Consider the following 23,871-nt stretch of genomic DNA (forward strand, 5'->3'; position numbering starts at 1 on the left):
GATTATAATTTAACCTTTTATTAAAATGTTATAGCAAATCTTAAATAACATTTTTCTTATTTAGCTTTTTAAACAAGGTCTCATGCTAACTGCACTTATGGCCATAGTTGAAAGATTGTGCAGTAATGCTGAAGTAGTTGGTTTAATATACTCACCCAATCCAAGCAAGAGCAAAGATGTATTAAATAGCAATATAAAACTATAATTATTATTTATCTTTTTTAATAATTTTTTACTTAAAACACGCATAGTTATAATCTTTTCCAAATCTGATGATATCAATGTTACATCTGCAACTTCCTTAGCCACATCTGAAGCATCCTTCATCGCTATTGAAACATCAGCTGCTGCAAGAGCTGGAGAATCATTTATACCATCGCCAACCATAATAACTTTATGTCCTTTTTCTCTTAACTCTTCTATTATCTTTGCTTTATCTTCTGGAAGCACTTGCGAATAATAATTATCTATTTCTAAACTTTCTGCTACTATTCTTGCAGTTTTTTCTCCATCACCAGTTATCATCATTACTTGATCAATGCCTAAATTCTTTAGTTCTTCTATAACCCTCTTTGCATCTTCTCTTACAGGATCATTTATGCAAATAAAACCAGCTGCTTGTCCTCCTACTGCTAAATATATGATAGAATATCCATTACCTTCCATATCTATAATAATTTTCTGTTCATCTGATAAAATTACTCCTTCATCTTCAAATACAAAATGATAACTTCCAACCAAAGCCTTTTCATCATTTATGCATGAAGCAATTCCATGAGCGACAACATATTGTACTTCGGCATGCTCTTCCTTATGATTCAAATTTTCTTCTGCTGCCTTTTTTACAACTGCTTTTGCAACGCTGTGAGGAAAATGCTCTTCCAAACATGCTGCTGTTTTTAAAACATAGTTTCTTTCAAAACCTTTGAAAGGAATCACCTTAGCTACAGTAGGGCTCGCAACTGTTAAAGTTCCTGTTTTATCAAATATAATTGTGTCTGCTTGCCCTATTATTTCTAAATATTTTCCACCTTTAACAATCACTTTATGAGTTGATGCTTCCCTCATAGCTGAAATTACTGATATAGGTGTAGATAATTTTATTGCACAAGAATAGTCAACCAACAGTATAGCTAAGGTTTTTGTTATATTCCTTGTAATTGCATATGTAGCTAATGCTCCAAGAAAAGTAAATGGTACTATGTTATCAGCTAACTTTTCTGCTTCACTTTGAATACTAGCTTTAAGATTTTCAGATTTATCAACCATTTCAATAATCTTGCTTATTCTACTCTCAGAACTTAGTTTTTTCACTTCAATTATTACTGAACCTTCTTCTACAACAGTTCCCGCATAAACTGTATCCTCTGCCTTCTTTTCAATTGCTAAAGGTTCTCCTGTCATTGATGCTTCATTAACCATTGCAATACCATTATAAACCCATCCATCTACTGGAATCATGTGTCCAGTATTAATCCTTATTTTATCTCCTATTTGAATATTAGAAATAGGAACTAATACTTCCTCATCATCCTTAGCTAACCATACACTATCAACATTTACTGCCAAGCTTTTTGTAAGAACATTTTTAGTTTTCTTTCTGGTATATTCCTCTAACAAGTCCGATACACTGAGCAAGAACATTATTGATCCAGCTGTTGAGTATTCTTTCTGTATCATTGCAGCCCCAATGGATGCAGCATCTAAAACATCAACATTTATTTTCATATTAAACAAACTTTTAAATCCTTTTTTTACGAATCTAATTGATCTGTAAAATAACAAAAATTTACCTATACTCATTGGTATAAAGAACTTTATAAAAAACCTTTTGCCTACCATATTTAATAACTTGCTTCTAAAAGTAATATCAATTTCCTTTGAATTATCTATATTTTTATCACTAATAGATGGTAAATCGTTTAAATTTAACTTAGAAACTAATTCTAGAACTCTCATTTTGGAGCTTTCTTTGTAGTAAATTAAAATACTTCCTGTTATATGACATGAATTGACTTCTTCAACATATCCATTTCTACTTAATGCATAATCAATTTTATAACTTTCTTCCAAAGAAAATGCAAATCGACCACATCTTACCCTTATTCTTCCTGGCATATCATGAATTATCTTATACTTCATCTGTTAATCACACCTTTTTATAAATGGCTAATCTTACAATTAAAATTGCTTTGTTAAAATCACACTATATAAAAAATAAATTTATTAATTTTTAAAATTAGCCATGTTTCATAATTTAGGTTTCATAATTTAAGTTTAATACATAACTATTTATTTTTCACTATCGCAGCAGCAGCTTTTTTCTTCTTCTAAAGCTTGTTTACTTGCTTCATGGCACATATCTTCTGCATCTTCTCTTATTGTTTCATATAAATTTTGAGCATCATTTCTAATTTTCATGCCGCCAGCTAATGTCTTAACATAAAAATTTTTAGCTGTTTTACTTTTTAAAAGACTTAATCCTAAAGTTCCAACTAAAACTCCTCCTGCAAATATTAATGATCTTTCTTTTCCAAAAATGTTTTTCATATCTATCTCTTCCTTTCGTATTTGATAATGATTTTCATTATCATAATATCATTATAATGTTATTTCGTCAATATTTTTTATCATATTTAGTATACTTTCTACAAATTAACTAAAATAGTACTTATTTATCCTATCGATACCATCATTAATATGCTACTTTAAAATATCACCTCTCCTTTATCCCCATCAACTACAATTTCATCTCCATCCTTTAAAAGAACTGTCGCATTTCCTACTCCAAGCACTGCTGGTATACCATATTCCCTAGCAACAATGGCACTGTGAGATAATGGTCCTCCACAGTCTGTTACTACAGCTTTAGCTATTGAAAAAAGAGGAGTCCAAACTGGATCTGTAAATTTACATACTAAAATATCTCCTTTTTTCAACTTGTTAAATTCTTTCACACTATTTACAATACATGCTTTTCCTGAAATTCTTCCTTTACTTCCAGATGAACCTTTAAGTATTTTACAATCTAATTTTTCATCTATAAATTCACAATTATTCCATAATGCCATGTTTTTTATTCTTGCTCTTTTTCTTATACAAATTTTTTTCTTTAATTCTTCAATATTATTCTTTGGCATTTTACATACACTGTAAATTTCCTCTAAAGTCAAATATAATATATCTTTTTCACTTTCTAAAACATTGGGTATCCTTATAAGAATTTCTTTAACTATGCCTCTACTTAATCCATAGCATGTTTCAATCATGTATAAGCTTTCCTCTCTTTTTACATGATTATATCTATAAACCCCTATCTGTTTTAAAAATTTTTCACTTTTGTGCTTTCCAAATTTTTCTATAATTTTTTCTTCAATGTTTTTATATTTATAAGTATCAAATTTATTTTTTTCGCTTTGCATCATTACTTTAATTATAAATAAAAAACCTCTTAAATCTTCATTCCAGCTTTTAGTTGAAAAAGGTATATAAGACATTGAAGACTTCCATCCATTTTTTTTCAGAAATTTCTTAACTTGTTCATAGTATCCAGGCCATTTTTCTTTTAATTCATTCATAATTATTTTTTCATCTTTATCTGACATCTCATTTTTTATAAACTCATGTATATCTCTATTATCCTTTGCATTTTGAGATAATTCTTTAAGCTCTTTATTAACTAACCATGTTTTATATTTTAATCCAGATAGTAAATCATATTCTGTAAGACTTTTATCAATCTTTTTAAGTTTGTGTTCAATTATTTTTCCTAATATTACTTGTGGAAATATACTATATCTAAATCGAACATAACCAATTTCATGAATAATTTTCATAATATCTTGCAATAAAATTCCAAGCTCTTGCAATGTACAATTACTAAGTTTTTTATTTTCTAACTTTTGTATCCTTAATAACATGTTTTTATTAAATTTTTCTGTTTCCGTTATATTATTCTTTTCATTCATAAATTTTTTAAATATAAAAGGAATTTTTAAGATTTTAATGGTTGGTTTAAGCTTAGATTCTTTTATAACAAATTCACCATCATCTTTCATATCTAATTCACTTTCCATTTTCATTCCTATCTTTTTAAATACATTTGCCTTTTCTTCACCCATAATTAGTAAAGGTTGAAAATCCAAAGGATATGGAACTACAGGACAGTATTCTATAAAATTATTTATTGTATTTTTAGCTATCTTTGTTACATTATGCTTTAAAGTAGTAATTGCCCTTGACTGCAGTATATATAAATTATCATTTTTAATAGTCCACTCTATATCCTGTGGAAATCCATAATATTTTTCTATATCTATTCCTGTAGAAACAAGCTTTTTAATATAATTTTCGTTTAATGTAAAAGCATCTCTTTTTTCTTTAGAATTTTCAATACTTTTGATACCTTTAACATTGTCATAGACAATTGATATTTCTTTGCTACCTTTGTATTTTTTAAGTACCTTACTCTTATTTTTCAAACAAATATAAGTATCTGGTGTTACCGTGCCAGATACGACCCCTTCACCAAGTCCATAAGCAGAATTAATCATTATTTCATTTTTACTATTTGTAGTAGGATTTACTGTAAATAATACTCCTGATATTTGCCCTTCTATCATAATTTGTACTACAATAGCAATAGAAATTTTTTCTTTATCAAAGCCCATTTGTTGTCTATACTTAATAGCTCTTGTAGTCCAAAGCGATGCCCAGCATCTTTTTATCTTATCAAATACATCTTCTATTTTATATACATTTAAAAAAGTTTCCTGTTGCCCTGCAAAACTAGCTTCTAGCAAATCTTCTGTCGTTGCTGAAGAACGAACAGCAACTCTTATGTTTTTTCCTAACCTTGTATAGTATTCTATAATTTCGTGTTTCATACTTTCTGATATTTTACCTTGTATAATAATTTCTTGAATCTTACCAGCATATATATCAAGCTTATCTTCATTTTTATAAGCTTTTTTTAATAATTCCTCTATTTTAGTGTGTATATTATTTTCTTCTATATAGCTAGAATAAGCTTTGCTTGTTATACAAAATCCTTCTGGTACGTTGATACCAGCTTTAATCATTTCTCCTAAATTTGCGCCTTTTCCTCCAACTTTTAAAATATCATCTTTTCTTACATGATTTAAATCAACAACATACATTTAATCCACTCCTATTAGTATTTATCAATCTATGAAAATTCATATATTTTTTCATAGACTCAATAAAAAAATATTATATAAATTTATATATAATCATCTCGGCTTCCACATATCAAGTATTTGATCAATTAATTCTAACAGTGCTATGAAAATATATTTATTTTTTCACAGCACTGTTTTAGTATACCATGTTTTTTATCTAAATCAATTTCTATTAACATAATAGTTCTTACCTATTTTCAGTGATATATATCTCTACAAATTTATCTATAATATGTAATGTAAGTTCATCAATAACATTTTCACCTATCATGTCAGCATTAGATCTGATAGTCGTTATACATCTAAATACCCCTAGCAATTTTTCAGCTGGAGTATCTATATTGCAACCTCTTTCTCTCCAAATAGATTTTATTCTTTCTATCACAAATAAATCCTCTTCCAGAGCTCTTTTTTTATCTTCTTCACTTGAATTATTGATAATCTTAAGCACATCACTATCTTTATCTATAAAAATTTTATTTTTATTCATCTTTTCACACATTATATAGGTAACTTTTCTGAAATATTCTTCAATACTATCCTCAGTAGTTTTTGCCTCTTGTATAACCTTTTTAAACATTTCTTTTTCTATATCATTTATAATATCTAAAAACAATTCTTCTTTATTTTTATAAAAAGTATAAAAACCACCTAAAGATATTCCTACAGCTTTGGTTATTTCTTCAATTCTAGCTTTTTTAACACCTTTTTCTTTAAATATTTCTTTTGCAAATTTTTTTAAATTTTCTTTTATTTGTTTCTTTTCTTCTAAAGTATATGCCCTGCCCATATTTTTTCTCCCGTTATTTTAATCAATATTAATCATTATATGAATTTATAACCTCCATTATAACATACTATATATTTAAATAACTTCAATCTTTTCAATATTATTTATTGATTTTTTTAAATTACTTGCTGTACCTGTTACTTCATCTCCCATTGAATTTAATTCCTTTGCTGTATCTGAAATTTCTTCTGTAGTTAATATTATTTCCTGTGACATTGACGATATTTCTTCCATTCCTGTTAATATATTTTCTTTTTGAGCATTTATATTATTAAAGGCTTCTACTATTTCATGTGCCTTTGGTATTATAATATCAATTTCTTTTGATATATCATTGAATACATTTATAGTTTTATCAACAGCAAGATTTTGTTTAATTATATCAGTATCAATTACTGATATTCTTTTATTTATTATTAAAATATTTTTTAATATGTTATCAACCATATGATATATCTTATTTGAAGAATTTTTGCTCATTTCTGCAAGCTTTCTTATTTCAACAGCAACTACACTAAATCCCTTACCTGCTTCTCCTGCTCTTGCTGCTTCAATTGCAGCATTTAATGCTAATAAATTTGTTTGCTCAGAAATATTATTTATTATATCTGTCATTTCATTTACACCTTTTATATCATCCATCATCATACTTAAAAATTTTGTAAAATTACTAAAATTATTATTGAGATTTTCAATAACTTCAGATAATTCTTTTAATTCTTGATTTGTATTTTCACATTTTTTATCGATACCATTAGCTAAGTTATCAATACATATAGTACTATCACTTACTCCATTTACATACTCTCCAAATTGAAATAATTTTTCTACAATACTGGATACATTTCTCCTTTGATTTCTAGTTGCATGTGTAACAATTTCTGTAGATTTAGCTATATTGGAAGTTAGATCTAACATATCTTCTGAAATATATGTTAATCCTATTGCTTGAGCATCTATATCTTTTGAACCTCTCTTGACTTGTTGTAATATATTACTATTTGCAAGTATTATATCATTTAATGCCCTACTTATTTCTCCAACTTCTGTTTCATCTTTCAAATACTTTTCTTTTATCTCTAGAAAATTTTCTTTTTTCATTTCTATAATAACATTATTTAATATTTTCAAACCTCTCGCTTTTTTAAATTCAATAATAGCAACTCCAATACTAACTGACAATAAAACTGTTACACTTATATTCATTATTATCTTTTGGTAAAAAGAAATGAAATAAATAAAAATTGAAACACTCATTATTAAAATTGCAGCAATAAATATGCTGTTTATTAATTTGCTTTTTAAACCAACTTTCGATTTAATACCATATTCATTAGTCATTATCCTTGCCTCCTGATTATTTTTTATATGATAATGATTATCATTATCACAAATCTTATCATATGTTTAATATCTTTGTCAAATAAATTACCATTTCTACTTTAAGTTAAAATTTATAACTACACATCGCCTCTTTTGGGTTAGTTCTAACTAACTATTGTGTATTTTTTGCTCAATTATACAAGCACTGAATTAATTCTATCCATTACATTTTTATTTCTCTACTCTTGTTTCTCACTACTGTTCCTTTTTTACATTTTTTCGATATACACTTGGATTTACTCCTATAACCTTTTTAAATGCTTGCGAAAATTTACTTGCATTATCATATCCAAGACTTCCTGAAATCTCATTAATTCCTTCACTAGTATATTTTAAAAGTTCTGCTGCCTTCTGCATTTTATATGATTTTATAAAAGAATAAATGCTGTCTCCATATATTTCTTTAAATACAAACTTCATTGTTGTAAGGGGAATTTTAAACCGCACTGACAATTGATCTAAAGTTATTTTTTCTGAAAGGTGAATTGTTAGATGTTCCTTTATTTCTTTTATAACATCAATATATCTTTTCGAATAGTAATTCTTACTCTCTTTTAATTTTTTCTGTCCAAAACTACTTAGAAAAAGAAACAATTCTAAAATTTTTACTTTATGATAACCTTTTCTTATTTTTTCAGAAACTGAGTATAGTTCTAAAAAAATATGTTCAATGCTCTCATTTTCTTTTATCACTAAAAACCCCTTATCGTTTTTACAAAATTTATTTTTTAATTCTAATAAATTAACTGAAACTTCTTCCAAAATACAAGACAAACATTTAGGCGCTTCATCAAGATTTACATTCACAGTAATTCCATAAAAATGTTTTAAAGGAAATTTGTAATCATTTTTTATGTTATATTTTTGATTTATGACAAGATTTCCTTTTGAAATATAAAGATATCTTTCTTTTATGGTCTTACATTCAACTATGCCTTCCTTACAATAATTAATTTCAAAAATATTTTTTGGTTGTTCCTCATCTACACTTATCCACTGTGTATTAACATCATTATGGATTAATTCAATACCAGGAAATACAGAATATCTTGTCATAATGGCATTCCCATAGGAATTATTAATCCTGTAAATCGTGCAATCATCACCTCTTCTTATAACATCTACTTCACTAGCATATAATTGCTTATCTCTGTTTATTGAATTCATTACATTGCCTCCTGTATGAATGACTTTGTAAAACAGATATTATGATTAAAAATTTTATATTTGTTTCTACAATTTAGGCGATAATGAATTTCATTATCACCTAAATTGTAACATATTCTTTTTAAAATTGGAATAGATGTTTCTATTTTATTTGATATATTAACCTATAAAACATCAATTGTACTTCATATTCTAATTTTAAATTAATTCTATCTTCTCCATTTCAATAATAGCGATGAATTTATAATAACAAATACAGAACCTAAATTATGCACTAAAGCTCCAACAACAGGATTTAATATGCCTGTAATAGCAAGTATAATAGCAATGAAATTCAGTATCATTGAAAAAGCAAGATTACACTTTATTGTAAACATCATTCTCTTTGACAGGGCCAACAAGTGTGGAAGTTCTTTAACCTCATCATCCACTAATGCAATATCTGCCGCATCTACTGCAATATCACTGCCCACTCCAGCCATTGCAATTCCAACGTTGGCCATTTTTAAAGCAGGTGCATCATTGATTCCATCCCCAATCATGCATATTTCCTGTTTTCTCTTCTGATATTCTGAAATACAATTGAGTTTATCTTCCGGTAGGCAATGGGCATGTACCTCTTCAATACAAAGCTGATTTGCAATAGCATTTGCAGCATTCTCATGATCTCCAGTTAATAAAACAGGTTGAACACCAAGAGCAGATAAAGAATGAATCATCTTTGCACTTTCCAAACGAATAGTATCAGATAATGCCAAGAAACCAGTAAGTATTTTATCAATAGCAATATAAATAATCGTACATCCTTGTTTTAAGAATTCTTCTGCTTCTGTAACTACTGAGTGTGAGATTGATACATTACTTTCTTCCATAAGCGCTGGATTTCCAGCAAGTATTTCTTTTCCATTTACTCTTGATGTAATACCGCGCCCTGGAATCATGCTGAAATGTTCTGCCATGGGAATTGGATCTGAAAATTGCTGCTTGTAGCATCTTACTACTGCTTTTCCCAAGGGATGCTCCGAAAGTGACTCTGCAACTGCCGCATAATAATATAATTCATTAACAGAAACATCTGAAGTAATTGACTTAATTTCTGATACTTGCGGAGTACCATATGTAAGTGTGCCTGTTTTATCAAAAGCAATTTTGGATACTGAGGCAAGTCTCTCTAAAGCATCACCTTCCCGAACAAGGAAACCATGCTTGGTCACATTACCAATAGCTGCCATTATTGCAGTAGGAGTTGCAAGAACCAGTGCACAAGGGCAAAACACAACCAAAATCGTAACAGCACGTATAATTTCTCCTGATATAAAACATGTTAATACTGCAGCTGTTAAAGCTATTACAACAATCCCCGTTGCCCACCTATCGGCAATACCCACAATTTTTGCTTTTCCTGCATCTGCAGACTGCACAAGATGAATCATACGCTGAATAGAACTGTCTTCTCCAACTTTCGCAGCCTTCATTTCAAAAGCACCAAATTGATTTACAGTACCGCTTGAAACATCATCACCTATAGTTTTATCTACCGGAAGTGATTCACCTGTCATAACTGCTTGATTGACTGAAGTCTGACCAGATATTATAACTCCATCTACAGGAATTGTTTCACCAGGAAATACCCGAATGATATCATTCACTTTAACTTTTTCAGAAGGAATAATTTCTTCTTTCCCATCAACTAAAACTCTTGCTATATGTGGTGTAAGATGAACAAGTTTTTCAATGCCTGCCCGTGCTCTGGAAACAGTTAAATCTTCCAGCAGCGCACCCAGCTTCATAATGAAAGCTACTTCAGCCGCTGCAAAATCCTGTCCTATACATACAGATGCAATCAGAGCAATAGATACAAGTACATCCGCTTTAATATCAAAATCCGTAACTAATCCAATAACCGCTTCCATTATTATAGGAATTCCACAAAAAATAATTGCTATCCATACCATATTAAAAGTAAACAAATTAAAAATACTTGCAATCAGAGCAATACCAGAAATACTTAGCAGAATGATATCTTTTGGAATACCTCCTTTTTCTAATAACTGCTCTAATTTCTCCGCTGCTTTTTTCATAAAAACCTCCTGTTTGCATTTTAATATACCCCTATAGGTATACTTGCATTATACCTATAGGGGTATAGGTTGTCAATAATATAAAAAGAAAAACAACCATTTCTGATTGCTCTCAAAGTTATATTTATTAAGTCATATTTGCAAAGCGTTCAACTGCTTTAGTAAAACTCTCAATTGTCTTATCTGCATCACCATGCTCGATTCCATCTCGTACGCAGTGCTTTATGTGCCCTTCCAAAACTATCTGCCCACATTTGTGTAATGCAGATTTAGCCGCATTAATCTGTGAAAGAACATCCTCACATGGAACATCTTCATCTATCATTCGGTCTACTGCCTGAACCTGCCCTATAATTTTTTTTAATCTTCTATGCAGATTAGCTGTATCCATACATTGTTTCATATTCACACCTCCATACCATTATGGGTATAAGTATATTATATTCATAATAGTAAACTTGTCAATGCAGACTATTTAGATGTTTTATATTACATCATTTAATCCAATTAGATTAGTTTGTTTCTCAATATCCTTAAGAACTCTCAGAACTTCACCATGTTTTAGTTATGCTTATATATTGACAACTTTAAATTCAATGCTATACTTTAGTTAGTTTAAGCTAACCATATTGATGTATAATAAAGTTTATAATAATGATTGGAGGAATATTGATAATGACAAAATCAAAAATTAATTTGTCTGGTGTCAACGAAACTATGTTAGTGCCTGTCTATGCAAGAGCATTAGAAAGTAAAAAGAAGAAACCTGCTTTTTATGATGAGACTGCGATTAATATTATTAATTCTCTTGATTATGATTTTAAAAAACATGGTAAAAGTAAATTGAACATGTGGGGATGTTCTGCAAGAACCATTATTTTGGACAGGGAAGTTTCATCCTATATTAAAAAGCATCCTAATTGCAGTGTCATTAATATGGCTTGTGGTCTTGATGCCAGGTTTAATCGAGTAGATAATGGTAAAATCCAATGGTATAACATTGATTTTGAAAATGTTATGAATATCAGAAAAACAATATTTCCCAAAAACGATAGAGTTACTAATGTATCTAGTTCTATACTTGAAAATTCTTGGATTGAAAAAGTTAAAAACAAAGATAATGTATTAGTAATTGCAGAAGGTCTCTTAATGTATTTGGAAGAAAATGAGGTTAAGAGACTATTTGAAACAGTTTCTGTATCTTTTAAACATTGTGCTGTCCTGTGTGAATTAATGTCAAAGTGGATGGTTAAAAACCAAAAAATCCATGATACAATAAAAAAAACCACCGCGGTATTTCGATGGGGAGTTGATACTACGGATGATTTCATCAAGCTTTGTCCTATGTATAAAATATTAGGAGATTTTAACCTTACTGATACAATGAAAAGATTTTCACCTATCTTTTTATCACTCATCGCACCTAAATTACGCCCCAAAAATAACAGAATCGGCTATTTTGAAAAACTTTCTTAAATATATAACTCTCAGTTTTATTTATAAGAAATATTTTATTTATCACCTGAGAGCAATTCACTCTCAGGTACCTGTTTTTATTAACTCTTAATTTCATATCTTTATGATTGTTTTTTTGCAAGCTTAAAATAGTTATTTAAGTCATTTTAAACTTAAAGTCTTCAAATGACTTAAATAAATTAAATTTTAAATTTATCAGGACAATCTTTTTCTTTAAGCACTTGTTCTAATATATAATTTGACTTATCACTAATTCCAAGAACTTTATCTGAAATATTTACTATTTCATTTGCTCCTTCACTGGCAGACTGTATTACACTATCTATAGTTTTCATCACATCACTAATTGATGCTAAAAGTTCCTGTGAAATAAAACTAAAGCCTACACCAAACTTCATACAAATTTAGCATCCATCATTACTACATTCTTTTGTTGTATTTGTAATTGCATCTAATTTAATATCACAATTTACAAATCCAATTATTTCATTGTTTTTTTACTATAGGTTTAGATATTGAAACAACAGCCTTTTCTGTTGGATTTATGATGCAGCCTTCAATGATTCTGATTTTTGATATGTAATCATTAAACTGTTATCTAAGCCATAATATTCAAGGTTTTTTCCATTATCCGAAAATTTATACTTGGCTATTTTTTCTATATTCCCATTATCATCTAATACAAAGTATAGTCCTTTATAAGCAAAATATTTAAAAGATTCAGCTGCTTTACCATTTAAATGCGTAGATGCTGTGCCATCATTATTAAAATCTACTACAAGAGTGCCTACATTATCTATATTTGTTTTCCACTCACCAACAAAGGGACTTATATATGATATGTTATCAAGCATATTTATCGTTGCACCTACAACATTACAATTTTTAATGGTTCCGCCTTCGTTACCTCCTACAATACCACTAGCACAACTATATGCATTTATACTATTAGTTCCAGATAGTGTAATATTCTCCACTAAGCCTTTATTATAACCTATTACAGAACCAACTGCCACTGAGCCTTCGGCTTTTATATTTTCTATTTTGAGGTTTTTTACCACAGAAGATTTTGAAGCAGCACCTATTAAACCTACACCTACAGCATCTTTTTTATTGATAGTTAAATTAGAAATAGTATGGTTGTCTCCATCAAAAGTACCAGTAAATGCATTTGCAAAATATCCTAACTCGTCCTTAGCTTGTGAATCAAATGCACCAATAGGTTCCCAATTTTCGTAACTTGCTAAATCTATATCAGCTGTTAGTTTAAAATGTTTATCTAAATATTTTCTTACACTATTCAACTGATCAGCCGTAGCAATTTGATATGGATCACCTTCAGTACCACTTCCACCTGCAAAGGATGAAGTCTTTACTGTTTCTGATTTTCCAATTTGTACTGCATTAGAATTTCCGTTAACAGTCATGGTACTTGTACAATTTTCAACTTTAGAATTATATGCATGACCTGCAATAGTACCAATAATTTTCCCACCATCAATGCTGCCTGAAGTTTTACTATCTACTACCTTATATACAGTAGGAACTGGACGAACATCCTTGTATGCATCAAGATAAAAACCACCGCCTACTATACCACCTATTCGTTCAGCACTATCTGCTGCTTTAATAGAAGCATTAACAGAACAATTTTTAATAAGTGTTGGCTTTTCTATATCATAAGTGCCTGCATTTCCTAGAAGTCCTCCAACCATACTACTGTTTTCCCCAACAGTTATTATTACATCTGCATTACAATTCTCTACAGATGGACTTTCTTGTGCCGCACCAGATAACCCCGCAATACTGAAGTTTCCCTTACCTAATGCTGTTACAGTACCAGTTGCACTACAGCTAATTAAAGAGCATCCTTCCATACCGCCAGCTAATACACCTATACCTTGTGCATTATCTCCAAATAAAGTAACCTCTGCATTTGCATTACAATTTTTGATGTTACAAAATCCACCACCTACAATACCACCTACAAGAAAGCCACCTTTTATGCTATTTTTACCTATAAGTGAAATTGATGCTGCATCATTTTTAAAAGAACCATATCCGATAACGCCTCCAACTAACTGCTTACCTAGAACTGTAACATTTTCAACTACAAGATTTTGGATAGAAGCATTATCCCCGGCAACGCAGCCAAATAATCCTACTCCTGCAGAGTTATCTCTGGAAATATGGATATTGGAAGTCTTATGTCCATTTCCATTAAAAATGCCTGAAAAAGCAAAGGTTATATCAGGTGTTTCCTCATCCTCTGGTTTATCAGATATAGGTTTAAATGCACCAATAGGTTCCCAATTCTCATAGGTAGATAAATCTATATCTGCTGTTAGTATATAATTCTTATCTAAGTATCTTCTTATCCTATTAAATTGACTAGCATTAGCAATCTGATAAGGATCAGATTTAGTTCCACTTCCTCCTGCAAACAGTGAAGCTTCTGTATCTGATTTTCCAATTTGAGGCGCATCTGCTTTGTCATTAACAGTCATAGTGCTTGTACAATTTTCTAAAACAGAATTATAGGCATATCCTGCAACAGTGCCAACTTCATTACCACCAATAACACTACCCTCAGTATTACAATTTTCTACTTTATATACAGAAGGAGTGGGATAATACTCAAAACCATCTATATAAAATCCACTACCTACCACACCGCCTATACGTGAAGCACTTTCAGCTGCCTTGATATTTGCCTTCACAGTGCAGTTTGAAATTACAGTAGGATTATTTTCATCAAAAGTTCCAGCATGTCCTATTAAGCCTCCAACCATGAAGTCCTTTTCAGCAGCAACAATAGTTACATCTGAACTGCAGTCTTTTACATATGCTCCTTCATGAATGCAACCTGCAAGACCACCTATGGAGTAAACTTCTTTTCCATTAACAGTAATACTACCTTTAGCACTACACCCACTTAAGGAACAATTTCCAAATCCTCCTCCTAATATTCCTACTAGATTGTTTCCATCACCATTAACAATTATATTTGCTTCTGATTTACAATCGGTAATATTAGAATTCATTGCGCCACCAACAATTCCACCTACATTAGCACTTTTATCATTTCCAGTAATTTTGTTGTCACCAATAAGTTCTATTTTTTCTATTGGAGCCCCTGATGCTTGATGTCCTATTACACCACCAATTAAATCATTATATCCAGTTACATTTACATTTTTCACTATTAAGTTATGAATAACAACAGATTTATTTTCATTTTCAATAATGCATCCAAATAATCCTATTGCCATATTTTTACGATCAATTTTCAAATTGGAAATACTATGACCGTTACCATTAAAGCTTCCTCTAAATGCAAATTTAGGATCTGGTGTTTCTTCATCCTCTGGTTTATCAGATATAGCTTTAAAAGCACCAATAGGTTCCCAATTTGCATAACTTGATAAATCTATATCAGCTGCAAGCACAAAATTTTTGTCAAGATAATCTCTCACCTTATTAAGTTGTGCAGCACTAGCAATTTCATACGGAGAAGATACAGTACCATTTCCACCTGCAAATATATAAGTGCTTGAAGATGATCCTCCACCTCCACCACCACTTGATTTACTTGGCTTTTTTTCTTCATTAGAAGATTTTACATTTGCTAAGTCAGTTAATATATTTTCAGCTACAAGTTGAGTCCCTCCTAATGCTGTTATTTTACTATCCTTATCAACTTTAGATTTTATTATACTAACTGAATCCTTATTTATAGCACCATTTACTAGTATTATGGGATTACAATTTTTAGCTGCTAAAGCCGAAACAGATAGTGCATCTGCAAATTGATCAACTCCATTATACTCTGCAGATGCCAGATATATATTGCTAAAGTTTATATCATCTTTAAATTTCTCAAGTATTTTCTCATTGCTATCATATCTATCTTTTCCATATATTCTTTCATTATTTTTAAATATACTATCTATATCTTTTGATATGACAGATTCTCCACCTATTATATATGCTTTCTCTACACTGTTATTTTTTGAATAGCCTATTACAGAATCTTTATTATCTGCCAATAAAATAGGCATACCCTTATTTGCTGCTATATAACTTATAGAAAGTGCGTCTGCTGGAGCTTTACCTGAGACTAAAACTATTGAAGAACTTTTTCCAACTTTATCTGCAATTATCTTTGAAGTATCATATCTTGTAGCACCTCCAAGCCTTGTTATATCGCTAGCTTTAGGCACTACAATTTTTATTTCAGATAACACTGTATCAGTTATAACTCCGCTTCCACCTATGATTATTATTTTGCTAGGATTTAATCTTGATAACTCTTTCTTTGTACTTTCACTCAAGTTTGATTTGTTGGTAAGTAAAATTGGAGCATTATACTTTTTAGCAAGAGGTGCTGCACAAAGAGCATCCGGAAAATTTTCTCCATTGCATATTACTACAGTAGAAGCTGCTTCCCAACCATTTTGGCTTATAAGTGCTGAAGTTTCATATCTATCTCTTCCAAAAATTCTTTTTTGGTTCAATGAATATGAAGAATCTGCAAAAACTGTAGTTGAAAATAACATTGTGGCACTTACTATTAATCCTAAAATTCTTTTTAATTTCAAATAGATTCCCCCTTATTTTTTATCTGTATATTTAAATATATCAAATATAATGGTGCTAAGTTAGTCAAAACTAACCTAGCACTATTATATAAAAAAGCTTTCTTTATTACTACTCTATTTAGTCCTTTTTTCACTCCAAACAGTTTTTTATTTTTTATTCATATAAACATTAAAATAAGTAATCATGGTTAAAACTGCCAAGAAGCAGCTTCCAACTGAATCTTATTCATATGCTTATATATCTCTCCTTCCTTAATTAATATATCTGGTCTCCCCTCTTCAGCAACAATACCATCCTTTAATACTATAATTTTATGCACACCTGCTACTGTTCTCATTCTATGTGCAATAATAAGTACTGTTCTATTCTTAATAAGAAGTGATAATGATTCCTGGATCATAGTTTCATTTTCAACATCCAATGAAGCTGTAGCTTCATCCAAAAGTATAATTGGTGCATCTTTCAAAAATGCTCTAGCAATGGATATTCTTTGACGTTCTCCACCAGAAAGCTCTGAACCATTTTCGCCAATCATAGTATTCCAACCTTTTGGCATTTTTTCTATAAATTCATCACAATGTGCAAGCTTCCCAGCATTTATAACTTCCTCATCTGTGGCATCTTTTCTTCCGACTCTAATATTTTCCATGACAGAATTATTAAATAAAGTAACATCTTGAAAAACAATAGAATATAGACTCATTAGCCTCTCTGGGTCAATCTTTGAAACATCCATACCTCCTACAGTAATTTTCCCTTTGCTAACATCCCAAAAACGTGATGCTAGCCTTGATACAGTAGTCTTTCCACCGCCTGATGGACCTATTAGTGCTGTTACTTCTCCTTGTTTAGCAGTAAAAGATACATCTTTTAAAACAGTTTCTTTATTATCATAAGCAAATACAACATGATCAAATACAATGTCATGTCCTCTGTTCGTGAGTTTTTCTGTGCCAATCTGCATACCATGCCCAAGAATTTCGTCCATGCGTTCACATTGAATATTAGCCGAAATGATGGCCGCTAAATTTTGTAATGACATCTGCATTGGATCATACAATCTTGATATCAAAAGCAAAAACATAAAGAAAGTCAAAAGATCTAAACTTCCATCCATAAGAAATATTCCACCAGCTAGTGCAACTGTGGCAATTCCAAGTTTTAAAACCATTTGAGCAAGCACAACAAAAGCAGCTGTTCCAAGCTCTGTAATAATTGAACGTTTTTCAACATTTTTAATCTTTACATTTAGTTTCTCCATATAAGCAGCTTCTGCATTGTTTGATTTCAAATCTCTCACAGATTCTATACATTCTTGAATCCCATCTGCACAAGCCATCTTTACATTCATCTGCTTTTTTCCTAATCTATTCTGCACTTTTGATGAAAATAGTACAATTATAAAAGAAACAGGCAGCACCCATAACGCTGCAATGGCCATACGAAAATCAAAGAAGAATAAACTAATCGCAACAATGAATGTTGAAATAATAGAACCAATAAGCTCTGGTATCCAATGAGATGATGCAGTTTCTATAGTAGAACAATCTGCCATAATTGTACTTGTTAAATCGGATAAATCCTTTTTGCCAAAGAAAGAAAGTGGAAGTTTTCTTAATTTTTCAGCCAATGCTATTCTTCTTACACCACTCTCTACATAGGTTGCAAAGAAGGTTTTATTATACTGAAAATATGCCGTAATAGCTATAAATAAAAGGCATACTACAACTCCAATTACATAAAATGGAACATTTTTTGTACCAATATTTTTATACATTAAATCCCCAACAAGGTAATAAAGAAGACCAACAGGCATCATCAATGCAATGTTAGATAATGTACATGAAATAAATGCTTTTATCATGTCCTTTGCACCTTTTTCTGAAAGAGCATATTTATGTTGTAGTTTTTCTATTAATTTCATTTTTAAGCACCAACCTTCCATTTAGCAGCACGATTATACTCTCTCCACATATGTTCATATAATCCATTCTGCTGTACTAGCTTATCATGACTTCCAAATTCACATATTTCTCCATCCTTTAGAACATAAACACAATCTGCTCCTACTACAGTAGATAATCTATGTGCTATCATAATAACTGTTTTTCCTTTTGACAAAGCAGAAAAAGCAGCTTGTACCTTTGATTCATTGTCAGGATCAGCAAATGCAGTGGCTTCATCCAGTATTAAAATTGGAGCATTTTTAAGCATTGCTCTAGCAATAGAAATACGCTGAGCTTCACCTCCTGAAAGATAATTTCCTTTTGTACCAATTATGGTATCTATTCCATCTGTCATTTTTTCTATAATATCCTGGCACTGAGCATCTTTTAATGCTTTTAATACTTCTTCTCTGGTTGCATCACGTTTTGCAAGACGAACATTTTCAAAAATTGAAGTTTTCAAAAGCTTGCTGTCTTGAAATACAAAAGAAACAGTATTCATCAGTTCTTCTTTAGAAATATCTTTCACATTTATTCCACCTATGGAAACTTTACCATTATCTACATCCCAAAAACGTGCTATTACACTAGCTAAGGTTGTTTTTCCGCCACCAGAAGGTCCTACAAAAGCCACATGCTCACCAGGATTAATTTTCAATGAAATATGCTTTAATGCATTTTCATCCGCATCCTTATAACGAAATGATACGTCATGAAGAATAACAGAATTATCCTTTGGATGTTTAGGTGATGTATTTTCGTGTAATGGTTTCATATCCAATATACTATCAATTCTACTTAGTGCATCTTCTACAATCATCATGTTTTCACTGGAATACATAATTTTATTCAAGGTAACAGTTATGATTGGGGTAATAATAATATAAAACAAAAGATTCAATAAAAAATCGCTGTTAACTCCATTTCTTGTGAAAAATAAAGCTGCTGCAATTAATACCGCAAAAACTCCATTAATCACTGTAGTGTAAAGTATCATTGGCATACGTAAATCTTTGGTATAAGAAACCACCCACTTTTCATAGTTATCAATTGATGCTTTAAATCGTTTAAAAGAAAAAACAGACTGACCAAAAGTTTTTACTACAGGTATACCCCTCACATATTCTACTGCTTCATTTGACATCTGTTCCAAGGAATTCTGATATTCTTTCATTTTTTGCTGCATTCTAACTCCAGTCATTGATGACATAATTGCAAAAGCTATAACCACTGGTATTAAACTCAAAAGTCCTAGGCGAAAGTCAAAAAACAAGAGCATTGCAAGTAAACCAAAAGGAGTTGCTAAAGCCCCTGCACGATCTGGCAATTGATGTGCCAAATAAGTTTCTGTTGCTTCACTACATTCATTAACAATTTTTCTAAGTTTTCCACTTCCAATACCACTCATGAATCCTAAAGGTAATGTGAGAATATGACGCATAGTCTTTAATCTTATATTTGTTTGTACACGGAATGCAGCTATATGAGAGCACATTAAAGCTGCCAAATAAATGATTATGGACAAAACAGAAAAAATCACCGCCATCCATCCATAGTATGTGAGATTTTCTGAATTACCAAAATCTGGTGCAGCTTTCAAAACTTCTCTAATAATTTTCCATATAAAAATAAAGGGTATCAATGCCATAAGAGCACTTGCTGCAGACAATATCCATGAAACTATTGTTAAATACTTGAAACTCCCAGCATATGCAAACAGCTTTTTTATACTAGATTCTTTTTCCATTTAAAATCCTCTCCTTTCATAAAACCTATTCTAAATGTATGATTTTTGTAGAACAACTGTTTATGAGTTCTGTTTAGATAACTTTTTCATTCTTGACGTTTTAAGAATATATGCTATCATAAATATATGTTAGCCACAACTAACCTCAATATATAAATTACCACACAACCTTTTTGCTTTCAATAGAATTAGGTTAGTTACGTCTAATCGTGTTTAATTTACGTCCAATTGAGGCATTGAAAATTTAATTTTAAAAAATGCTTTTCATTCTTATTTGTAAAAAAACATATTTTGTAAGGAGGATCTATGAAAGATAAGATTGCATATTCTTATGAGACCATATTGACAGAAAGAGGATTTTTTCCTGTGGAATCAAATGATAAATTCAACTCTTGTGGTCAAACCTTTGTTCTTTCAGAAGAATTAGGAAAGGGCTTCTATTGGATTTATTCTGAAACAAATTTATTTGTTATCAAAATACATGATTTTTATTTTCATGAAGATTACTTATTTGAATGTATGCTTCCGGAATGTATGAGTATTTCTTATTATCAATCTGTTTCCGGTCATGAACTGAATCCATATAGAAGAATCAATGCCAATTGTATTAAAACATACATCGGAAATCATAATACCTATAAAGCTGTCATTCATAAACGAATACCTATAAAAACTATTGGCATTGAAATCCTTCCGAACTATTATATAAGTTATTTAAAAGAAAAATATCCAAAAGATTATCTCAACCCTTATGAAGCTTTCTGTTTTATAGATGAAACATCTAATTTCCCAGAAATGCTACTACTTATGAATCAATTAGCAAAATATTGTGGAAATGGCATAAGTGCAAAGTTATTCTATGAAGCAAAAGTAAATGAAGCAGTTTCTCTAGTAGTAGAACATTTCCATAGGTGCAACAAAAATCAAAAACACATTTCTGAGATTGACAAAGATCAAATAAAAAATGTTACTTCTTACATCAATGATCACGCTGCCTATTCACTTACCTTGAATCAATTATCTAAAATTGCCTGCATGGGACAAACAAAATTAAAAAAGGCCTTTAAGCAAATAAACGGTTGTACCATTACAGAATATATACAGCAAGCACGTATTGGCCAAGCTGAATTTTTACTTTCAAATACTGAATTGAATATTTCACAGATAGCTAAAACTGTAGGATACTCCAATGCCAGCCGATTTGCGGAATTATTCCAAAGAAATGTAGGCATTCTTCCTGGAGAATACCGAAAAATTATGGAATAGATATGAGCGTATTGTACATTAAGTTTATAATTGAATCCCTAGATTGTTTATGTTACTATAAAATTAATTTAGTCACAAATTGGTAATGGAAAGATGGTGAAATTACTATGAAAATTCAAGAATCTGCAGAAAACTATCTTGAAACAATTTTAATATTACAAAATGAGCTTAATGCTGTACGTTCTATTGATATTGTAAATGAACTTAATTATACTAAAGCAAGTGTTAGTATTGCCATGAAAAAATTAAGAGAAAATGGATATATTGAAATGGATAGAGACGGATATATTTCTCTTACAAATGATGGTCTTGCTATTGCAGAAAAAATGTATGAAAGACATAAAGCACTTTCAAGCTTTTTAATGCTTATTGGTGTAAATAAAAAAGTAGCACTAGAGGATGCTTGTAGAATTGAACATGTAATAAGTGATGAAAGCTTTGATAAGATAAAAAAATATATAATAACACTTTCTAATCATTAAAAGTTTTCTCAAAATGCACATATATGCATTTTGAGACATTTCCTTAATTGGCTGCGCCCTTTAGATATCTGCATAATGTAATTACACTTGAGTTTGCTTTGTTGATGAACAAAAAACTGCAAAAAACCAAATAACATTTACAATCATTATATTAACTTTCCTTCTTTAATTCATATCCATTTTGTTCCACAAGTAAACAAATTGTCAATTTTATTATATTATTTATGATACAATAAAAAGATAAATGACATTGCTTTAAGAGGTGTATCAAATGTACAATATAATGATAATTGAAGACGATAAAAAATTAGACAATCTTGTAAGAAATCATCTTGAAAAATACGGATATAAAACTTACTCTGTAGACGACTTTTCCAATATAAAAAATGAGTTTATAAAAAATAATCCTCATCTTGTTCTCATGGACATTAACTTACCCTTATATGATGGCTTCTACTGGTGCAGAGATATAAGAACAATATCTAATGTTCCTATAATATTTCTTTCGGCTAGAAATTCTGATATGGATCAAGTTATGGCCATTGAAAATGGAGGGGATGATTATATAAGCAAGCCTTTTTCCTATGATGTACTCATTGCAAAGATAAAAGGAGTTATAAGAAGAGTTTATGGAAGTTACTCAGAAAATATCAGTAGTGAAGTATTTGAATCAAATGGACTTTTTTTATATTTAAATCAAAATGTAGTAGAATATAAAAGTAAAAAAGTAGAGCTTAGTAAAAAGGAATTCCAACTTCTATATTCCCTTCTTAAAAATGGAAATAAAATTGTTTCCAGAGAAAGCTTACTTGAGATTTTATGGAATGATGTAGATTTTGTTGATGACAATACCCTATCTGTTAACATGACTCGTGTAAGAAAAAGACTTGAGGAAATTGGAATTACCAATGTAATTGAAACCAAACGTGGACAAGGTTATAAAATAGTACCAAATTGGTAAAACAAAGCAGGTGAAATAAATGAATTTTAAAGACTTTCTTAAGGATAAAATACCTTTTGCAGTGATTTATTTTTTAGCCACTGCTGCAGTTATACTTGTAATGTATCTTACTTTAATTATAAACAAAATTGAACTTATGAATAATAACATACTTTATGCCTGGTTAATTTCAATAATCTTTTTCATATTATTTTTGATATATGATTACTTAAAAAATAGAGATTTTTATAATCAACTTAACATAATGTTAAATTCAAAGGAAGACTTAGATAACATACTTAATATAGGAAGTTGCAGCACTAATGAGCAGGAAATGTTTAAAAAACTTCTGCTTAAAACTTATAAAATATGTAGTGAAAGAACTATAAAATATGAAGAAACACACAAGGAATACATAAATTTTATAAATAAGTGGGTACATCAAATGAAAACTCCTGTATCTGTTATGAACCTCATACTTCAAGATGAAATAAATGAAGATAATAGAGCTGTATTTGACAGTATATTAGAAGAAAATGAAAAGTTATCTCATGGTCTTGATATGATGCTTTGTAATGCAAGAATTAATGAATTTAATCTGGATTTTAATGTAGAAAGCTTAAACATTATATCCATTGTTAGAAATGTTTTAAATGACAATAAAAAATCTCTCATAAGGAACCATGTATTTCCTAAAATCACAGCTGATACAGCTACAACAGTAGAAACAGATAAAAAAGAGGCCTTTGGGCCTCGTTGTTGCTGTCGCTCTCTAAAAATAAGGCGGCAG

17 protein-coding genes are annotated in these 23,871 nt (G+C 30.2%); 5 read left to right on the forward strand and 12 right to left on the reverse strand.

What is annotated here, in order from left to right; translation table 11 throughout:
- Positions 1 to 60 precede the first annotated feature (60 nt).
- The 8 genes from EG57_RS0216370 to EG57_RS0216405 form a co-directional block, all read right to left on the reverse strand.
- A complete protein-coding gene (locus EG57_RS0216370) occupies positions 61 to 2,142 on the reverse strand; it encodes a heavy metal translocating P-type ATPase (RefSeq protein ID WP_032078256.1) in 2,082 nt (693 codons plus the stop codon).
- Positions 2,143 to 2,292: 150 nt separating this feature from the next.
- Positions 2,293 to 2,550, reverse strand: coding sequence for a DUF6110 family protein (locus EG57_RS0216375; protein ID WP_032078257.1), 258 nt, complete (start codon positions 2,548 to 2,550; stop codon positions 2,293 to 2,295).
- Positions 2,551 to 2,708: 158 nt separating this feature from the next.
- A complete protein-coding gene (locus tag EG57_RS0216380; RefSeq protein WP_032078258.1) occupies positions 2,709 to 5,159 on the reverse strand; it encodes a PEP/pyruvate-binding domain-containing protein in 2,451 nt (816 codons plus the stop codon).
- Between the two features lie 229 nt (positions 5,160 to 5,388).
- On the reverse strand, positions 5,389 to 5,991 hold the full coding sequence (locus tag EG57_RS25555; protein ID WP_052037980.1) for a TetR/AcrR family transcriptional regulator: 603 nt from the start codon (positions 5,989 to 5,991) through the stop codon (positions 5,389 to 5,391).
- A gap of 75 nt (positions 5,992 to 6,066) precedes the next feature.
- On the reverse strand, positions 6,067 to 7,332 hold the full coding sequence (locus EG57_RS0216390) for a methyl-accepting chemotaxis protein (protein WP_052037982.1): 1,266 nt from the start codon (positions 7,330 to 7,332) through the stop codon (positions 6,067 to 6,069).
- Between the two features lie 237 nt (positions 7,333 to 7,569).
- A complete protein-coding gene (locus EG57_RS0216395) occupies positions 7,570 to 8,541 on the reverse strand; it encodes a helix-turn-helix domain-containing protein (protein ID WP_032078259.1) in 972 nt (323 codons plus the stop codon).
- Positions 8,542 to 8,750: 209 nt separating this feature from the next.
- Positions 8,751 to 10,622, reverse strand: coding sequence for a heavy metal translocating P-type ATPase (locus EG57_RS0216400; RefSeq protein ID WP_032078260.1), 1,872 nt, complete (start codon positions 10,620 to 10,622; stop codon positions 8,751 to 8,753).
- Between the two features lie 127 nt (positions 10,623 to 10,749).
- Positions 10,750 to 11,025, reverse strand: coding sequence for a metal-sensing transcriptional repressor (locus EG57_RS0216405; RefSeq protein ID WP_029159568.1), 276 nt, complete (start codon positions 11,023 to 11,025; stop codon positions 10,750 to 10,752).
- A gap of 272 nt (positions 11,026 to 11,297) precedes the next feature.
- On the opposite strand from EG57_RS0216405, the gene EG57_RS0216410 reads away from it, so the two are divergent.
- On the forward strand, positions 11,298 to 12,098 hold the full coding sequence (locus EG57_RS0216410; RefSeq protein ID WP_032078261.1) for a class I SAM-dependent methyltransferase: 801 nt from the start codon (positions 11,298 to 11,300) through the stop codon (positions 12,096 to 12,098).
- A gap of 179 nt (positions 12,099 to 12,277) precedes the next feature.
- Here EG57_RS0216410 and EG57_RS0216415 read toward each other — a convergent pair whose 3' ends face one another.
- From EG57_RS0216415 to EG57_RS0216430, 4 genes are all read right to left on the reverse strand, one after another.
- Entirely contained in the window at positions 12,278 to 12,496 is a 219-nt protein-coding gene (locus tag EG57_RS0216415) for a hypothetical protein (RefSeq protein WP_032078262.1), read from the reverse strand.
- Positions 12,497 to 12,640: 144 nt separating this feature from the next.
- Positions 12,641 to 16,699 carry a cell wall-binding repeat-containing protein gene (locus tag EG57_RS0216420; protein WP_084572261.1) on the reverse strand — a complete coding sequence of 1,353 codons (4,059 nt, stop codon included), beginning with the start codon at positions 16,697 to 16,699 and terminating at the stop codon, positions 12,641 to 12,643.
- Between the two features lie 188 nt (positions 16,700 to 16,887).
- Complete coding sequence (locus EG57_RS0216425) at positions 16,888 to 18,624, reverse strand: ABC transporter ATP-binding protein (RefSeq protein ID WP_032078263.1); 1,737 nt, start codon at positions 18,622 to 18,624, stop codon at positions 16,888 to 16,890.
- A 2-nt stretch (positions 18,625 to 18,626) separates the two neighbouring features.
- Positions 18,627 to 20,393, reverse strand: coding sequence for an ABC transporter ATP-binding protein (locus tag EG57_RS0216430; protein ID WP_032078264.1), 1,767 nt, complete (start codon positions 20,391 to 20,393; stop codon positions 18,627 to 18,629).
- Between the two features lie 306 nt (positions 20,394 to 20,699).
- Between EG57_RS0216430 and EG57_RS0216435 the strand changes: the two genes are divergently transcribed.
- The 4 genes from EG57_RS0216435 to EG57_RS0216450 form a co-directional block, all read left to right on the forward strand.
- Positions 20,700 to 21,659, forward strand: a complete 960-nt coding sequence (locus EG57_RS0216435) for a helix-turn-helix domain-containing protein (RefSeq protein ID WP_032078265.1) — start codon at positions 20,700 to 20,702, stop codon at positions 21,657 to 21,659.
- A 107-nt stretch (positions 21,660 to 21,766) separates the two neighbouring features.
- Positions 21,767 to 22,141, forward strand: a complete 375-nt coding sequence (locus EG57_RS0216440) for a metal-dependent transcriptional regulator (RefSeq protein ID WP_032078266.1) — start codon at positions 21,767 to 21,769, stop codon at positions 22,139 to 22,141.
- A gap of 271 nt (positions 22,142 to 22,412) precedes the next feature.
- The gene (locus tag EG57_RS0216445) at positions 22,413 to 23,102 is read left to right on the forward strand and encodes a response regulator transcription factor (RefSeq protein ID WP_032078267.1); all 690 of its coding nucleotides are present in this window, start codon (positions 22,413 to 22,415) and stop codon (positions 23,100 to 23,102) included.
- Positions 23,103 to 23,121: 19 nt separating this feature from the next.
- Positions 23,122 to 23,871: ATP-binding protein (locus tag EG57_RS0216450; RefSeq protein WP_052037984.1), on the forward strand; the 750-nt coding region annotated here is incomplete at its 3' end.

The sequence above is a fragment of the Clostridium drakei genome (assembly GCF_000633595.2).
Taxonomy (GTDB): domain Bacteria; phylum Bacillota; class Clostridia; order Clostridiales; family Clostridiaceae; genus Clostridium_AM; species Clostridium_AM drakei.

Bases quoted from the DNA above. Each gene is read 5' to 3' on its own strand.
- EG57_RS0216380 (WP_032078258.1), bottom strand. From the start codon at position 5,159: ATGTATGTTGTTGATTTAAATCATGTAAGAAAAGATGATATTTTAAAA.
- EG57_RS0216435 (WP_032078265.1), top strand. From the start codon at position 20,700: ATGAAAGATAAGATTGCATATTCTTATGAGACCATATTGACAGAAAGA.
- EG57_RS0216395 (WP_032078259.1), bottom strand. From the start codon at position 8,541: ATGAATTCAATAAACAGAGATAAGCAATTATATGCTAGTGAAGTAGAT.
- EG57_RS0216400 (WP_032078260.1), bottom strand. From the start codon at position 10,622: ATGAAAAAAGCAGCGGAGAAATTAGAGCAGTTATTAGAAAAAGGAGGT.
- EG57_RS0216405 (WP_029159568.1), bottom strand. From the start codon at position 11,025: ATGAAACAATGTATGGATACAGCTAATCTGCATAGAAGATTAAAAAAA.
- EG57_RS0216445 (WP_032078267.1), top strand. From the start codon at position 22,413: ATGTACAATATAATGATAATTGAAGACGATAAAAAATTAGACAATCTT.
- EG57_RS0216390 (WP_052037982.1), bottom strand. From the start codon at position 7,332: ATGACTAATGAATATGGTATTAAATCGAAAGTTGGTTTAAAAAGCAAA.
- EG57_RS0216375 (WP_032078257.1), bottom strand. From the start codon at position 2,550: ATGAAAAACATTTTTGGAAAAGAAAGATCATTAATATTTGCAGGAGGA.
- EG57_RS0216370 (WP_032078256.1), bottom strand. From the start codon at position 2,142: ATGAAGTATAAGATAATTCATGATATGCCAGGAAGAATAAGGGTAAGA.
- EG57_RS0216440 (WP_032078266.1), top strand. From the start codon at position 21,767: ATGAAAATTCAAGAATCTGCAGAAAACTATCTTGAAACAATTTTAATA.
- EG57_RS25555 (WP_052037980.1), bottom strand. From the start codon at position 5,991: ATGGGCAGGGCATATACTTTAGAAGAAAAGAAACAAATAAAAGAAAAT.
- EG57_RS0216415 (WP_032078262.1), bottom strand. From the start codon at position 12,496: ATGAAGTTTGGTGTAGGCTTTAGTTTTATTTCACAGGAACTTTTAGCA.
- EG57_RS0216430 (WP_032078264.1), bottom strand. From the start codon at position 20,393: ATGGAAAAAGAATCTAGTATAAAAAAGCTGTTTGCATATGCTGGGAGT.
- EG57_RS0216425 (WP_032078263.1), bottom strand. From the start codon at position 18,624: ATGAAATTAATAGAAAAACTACAACATAAATATGCTCTTTCAGAAAAA.
- EG57_RS0216410 (WP_032078261.1), top strand. From the start codon at position 11,298: ATGACAAAATCAAAAATTAATTTGTCTGGTGTCAACGAAACTATGTTA.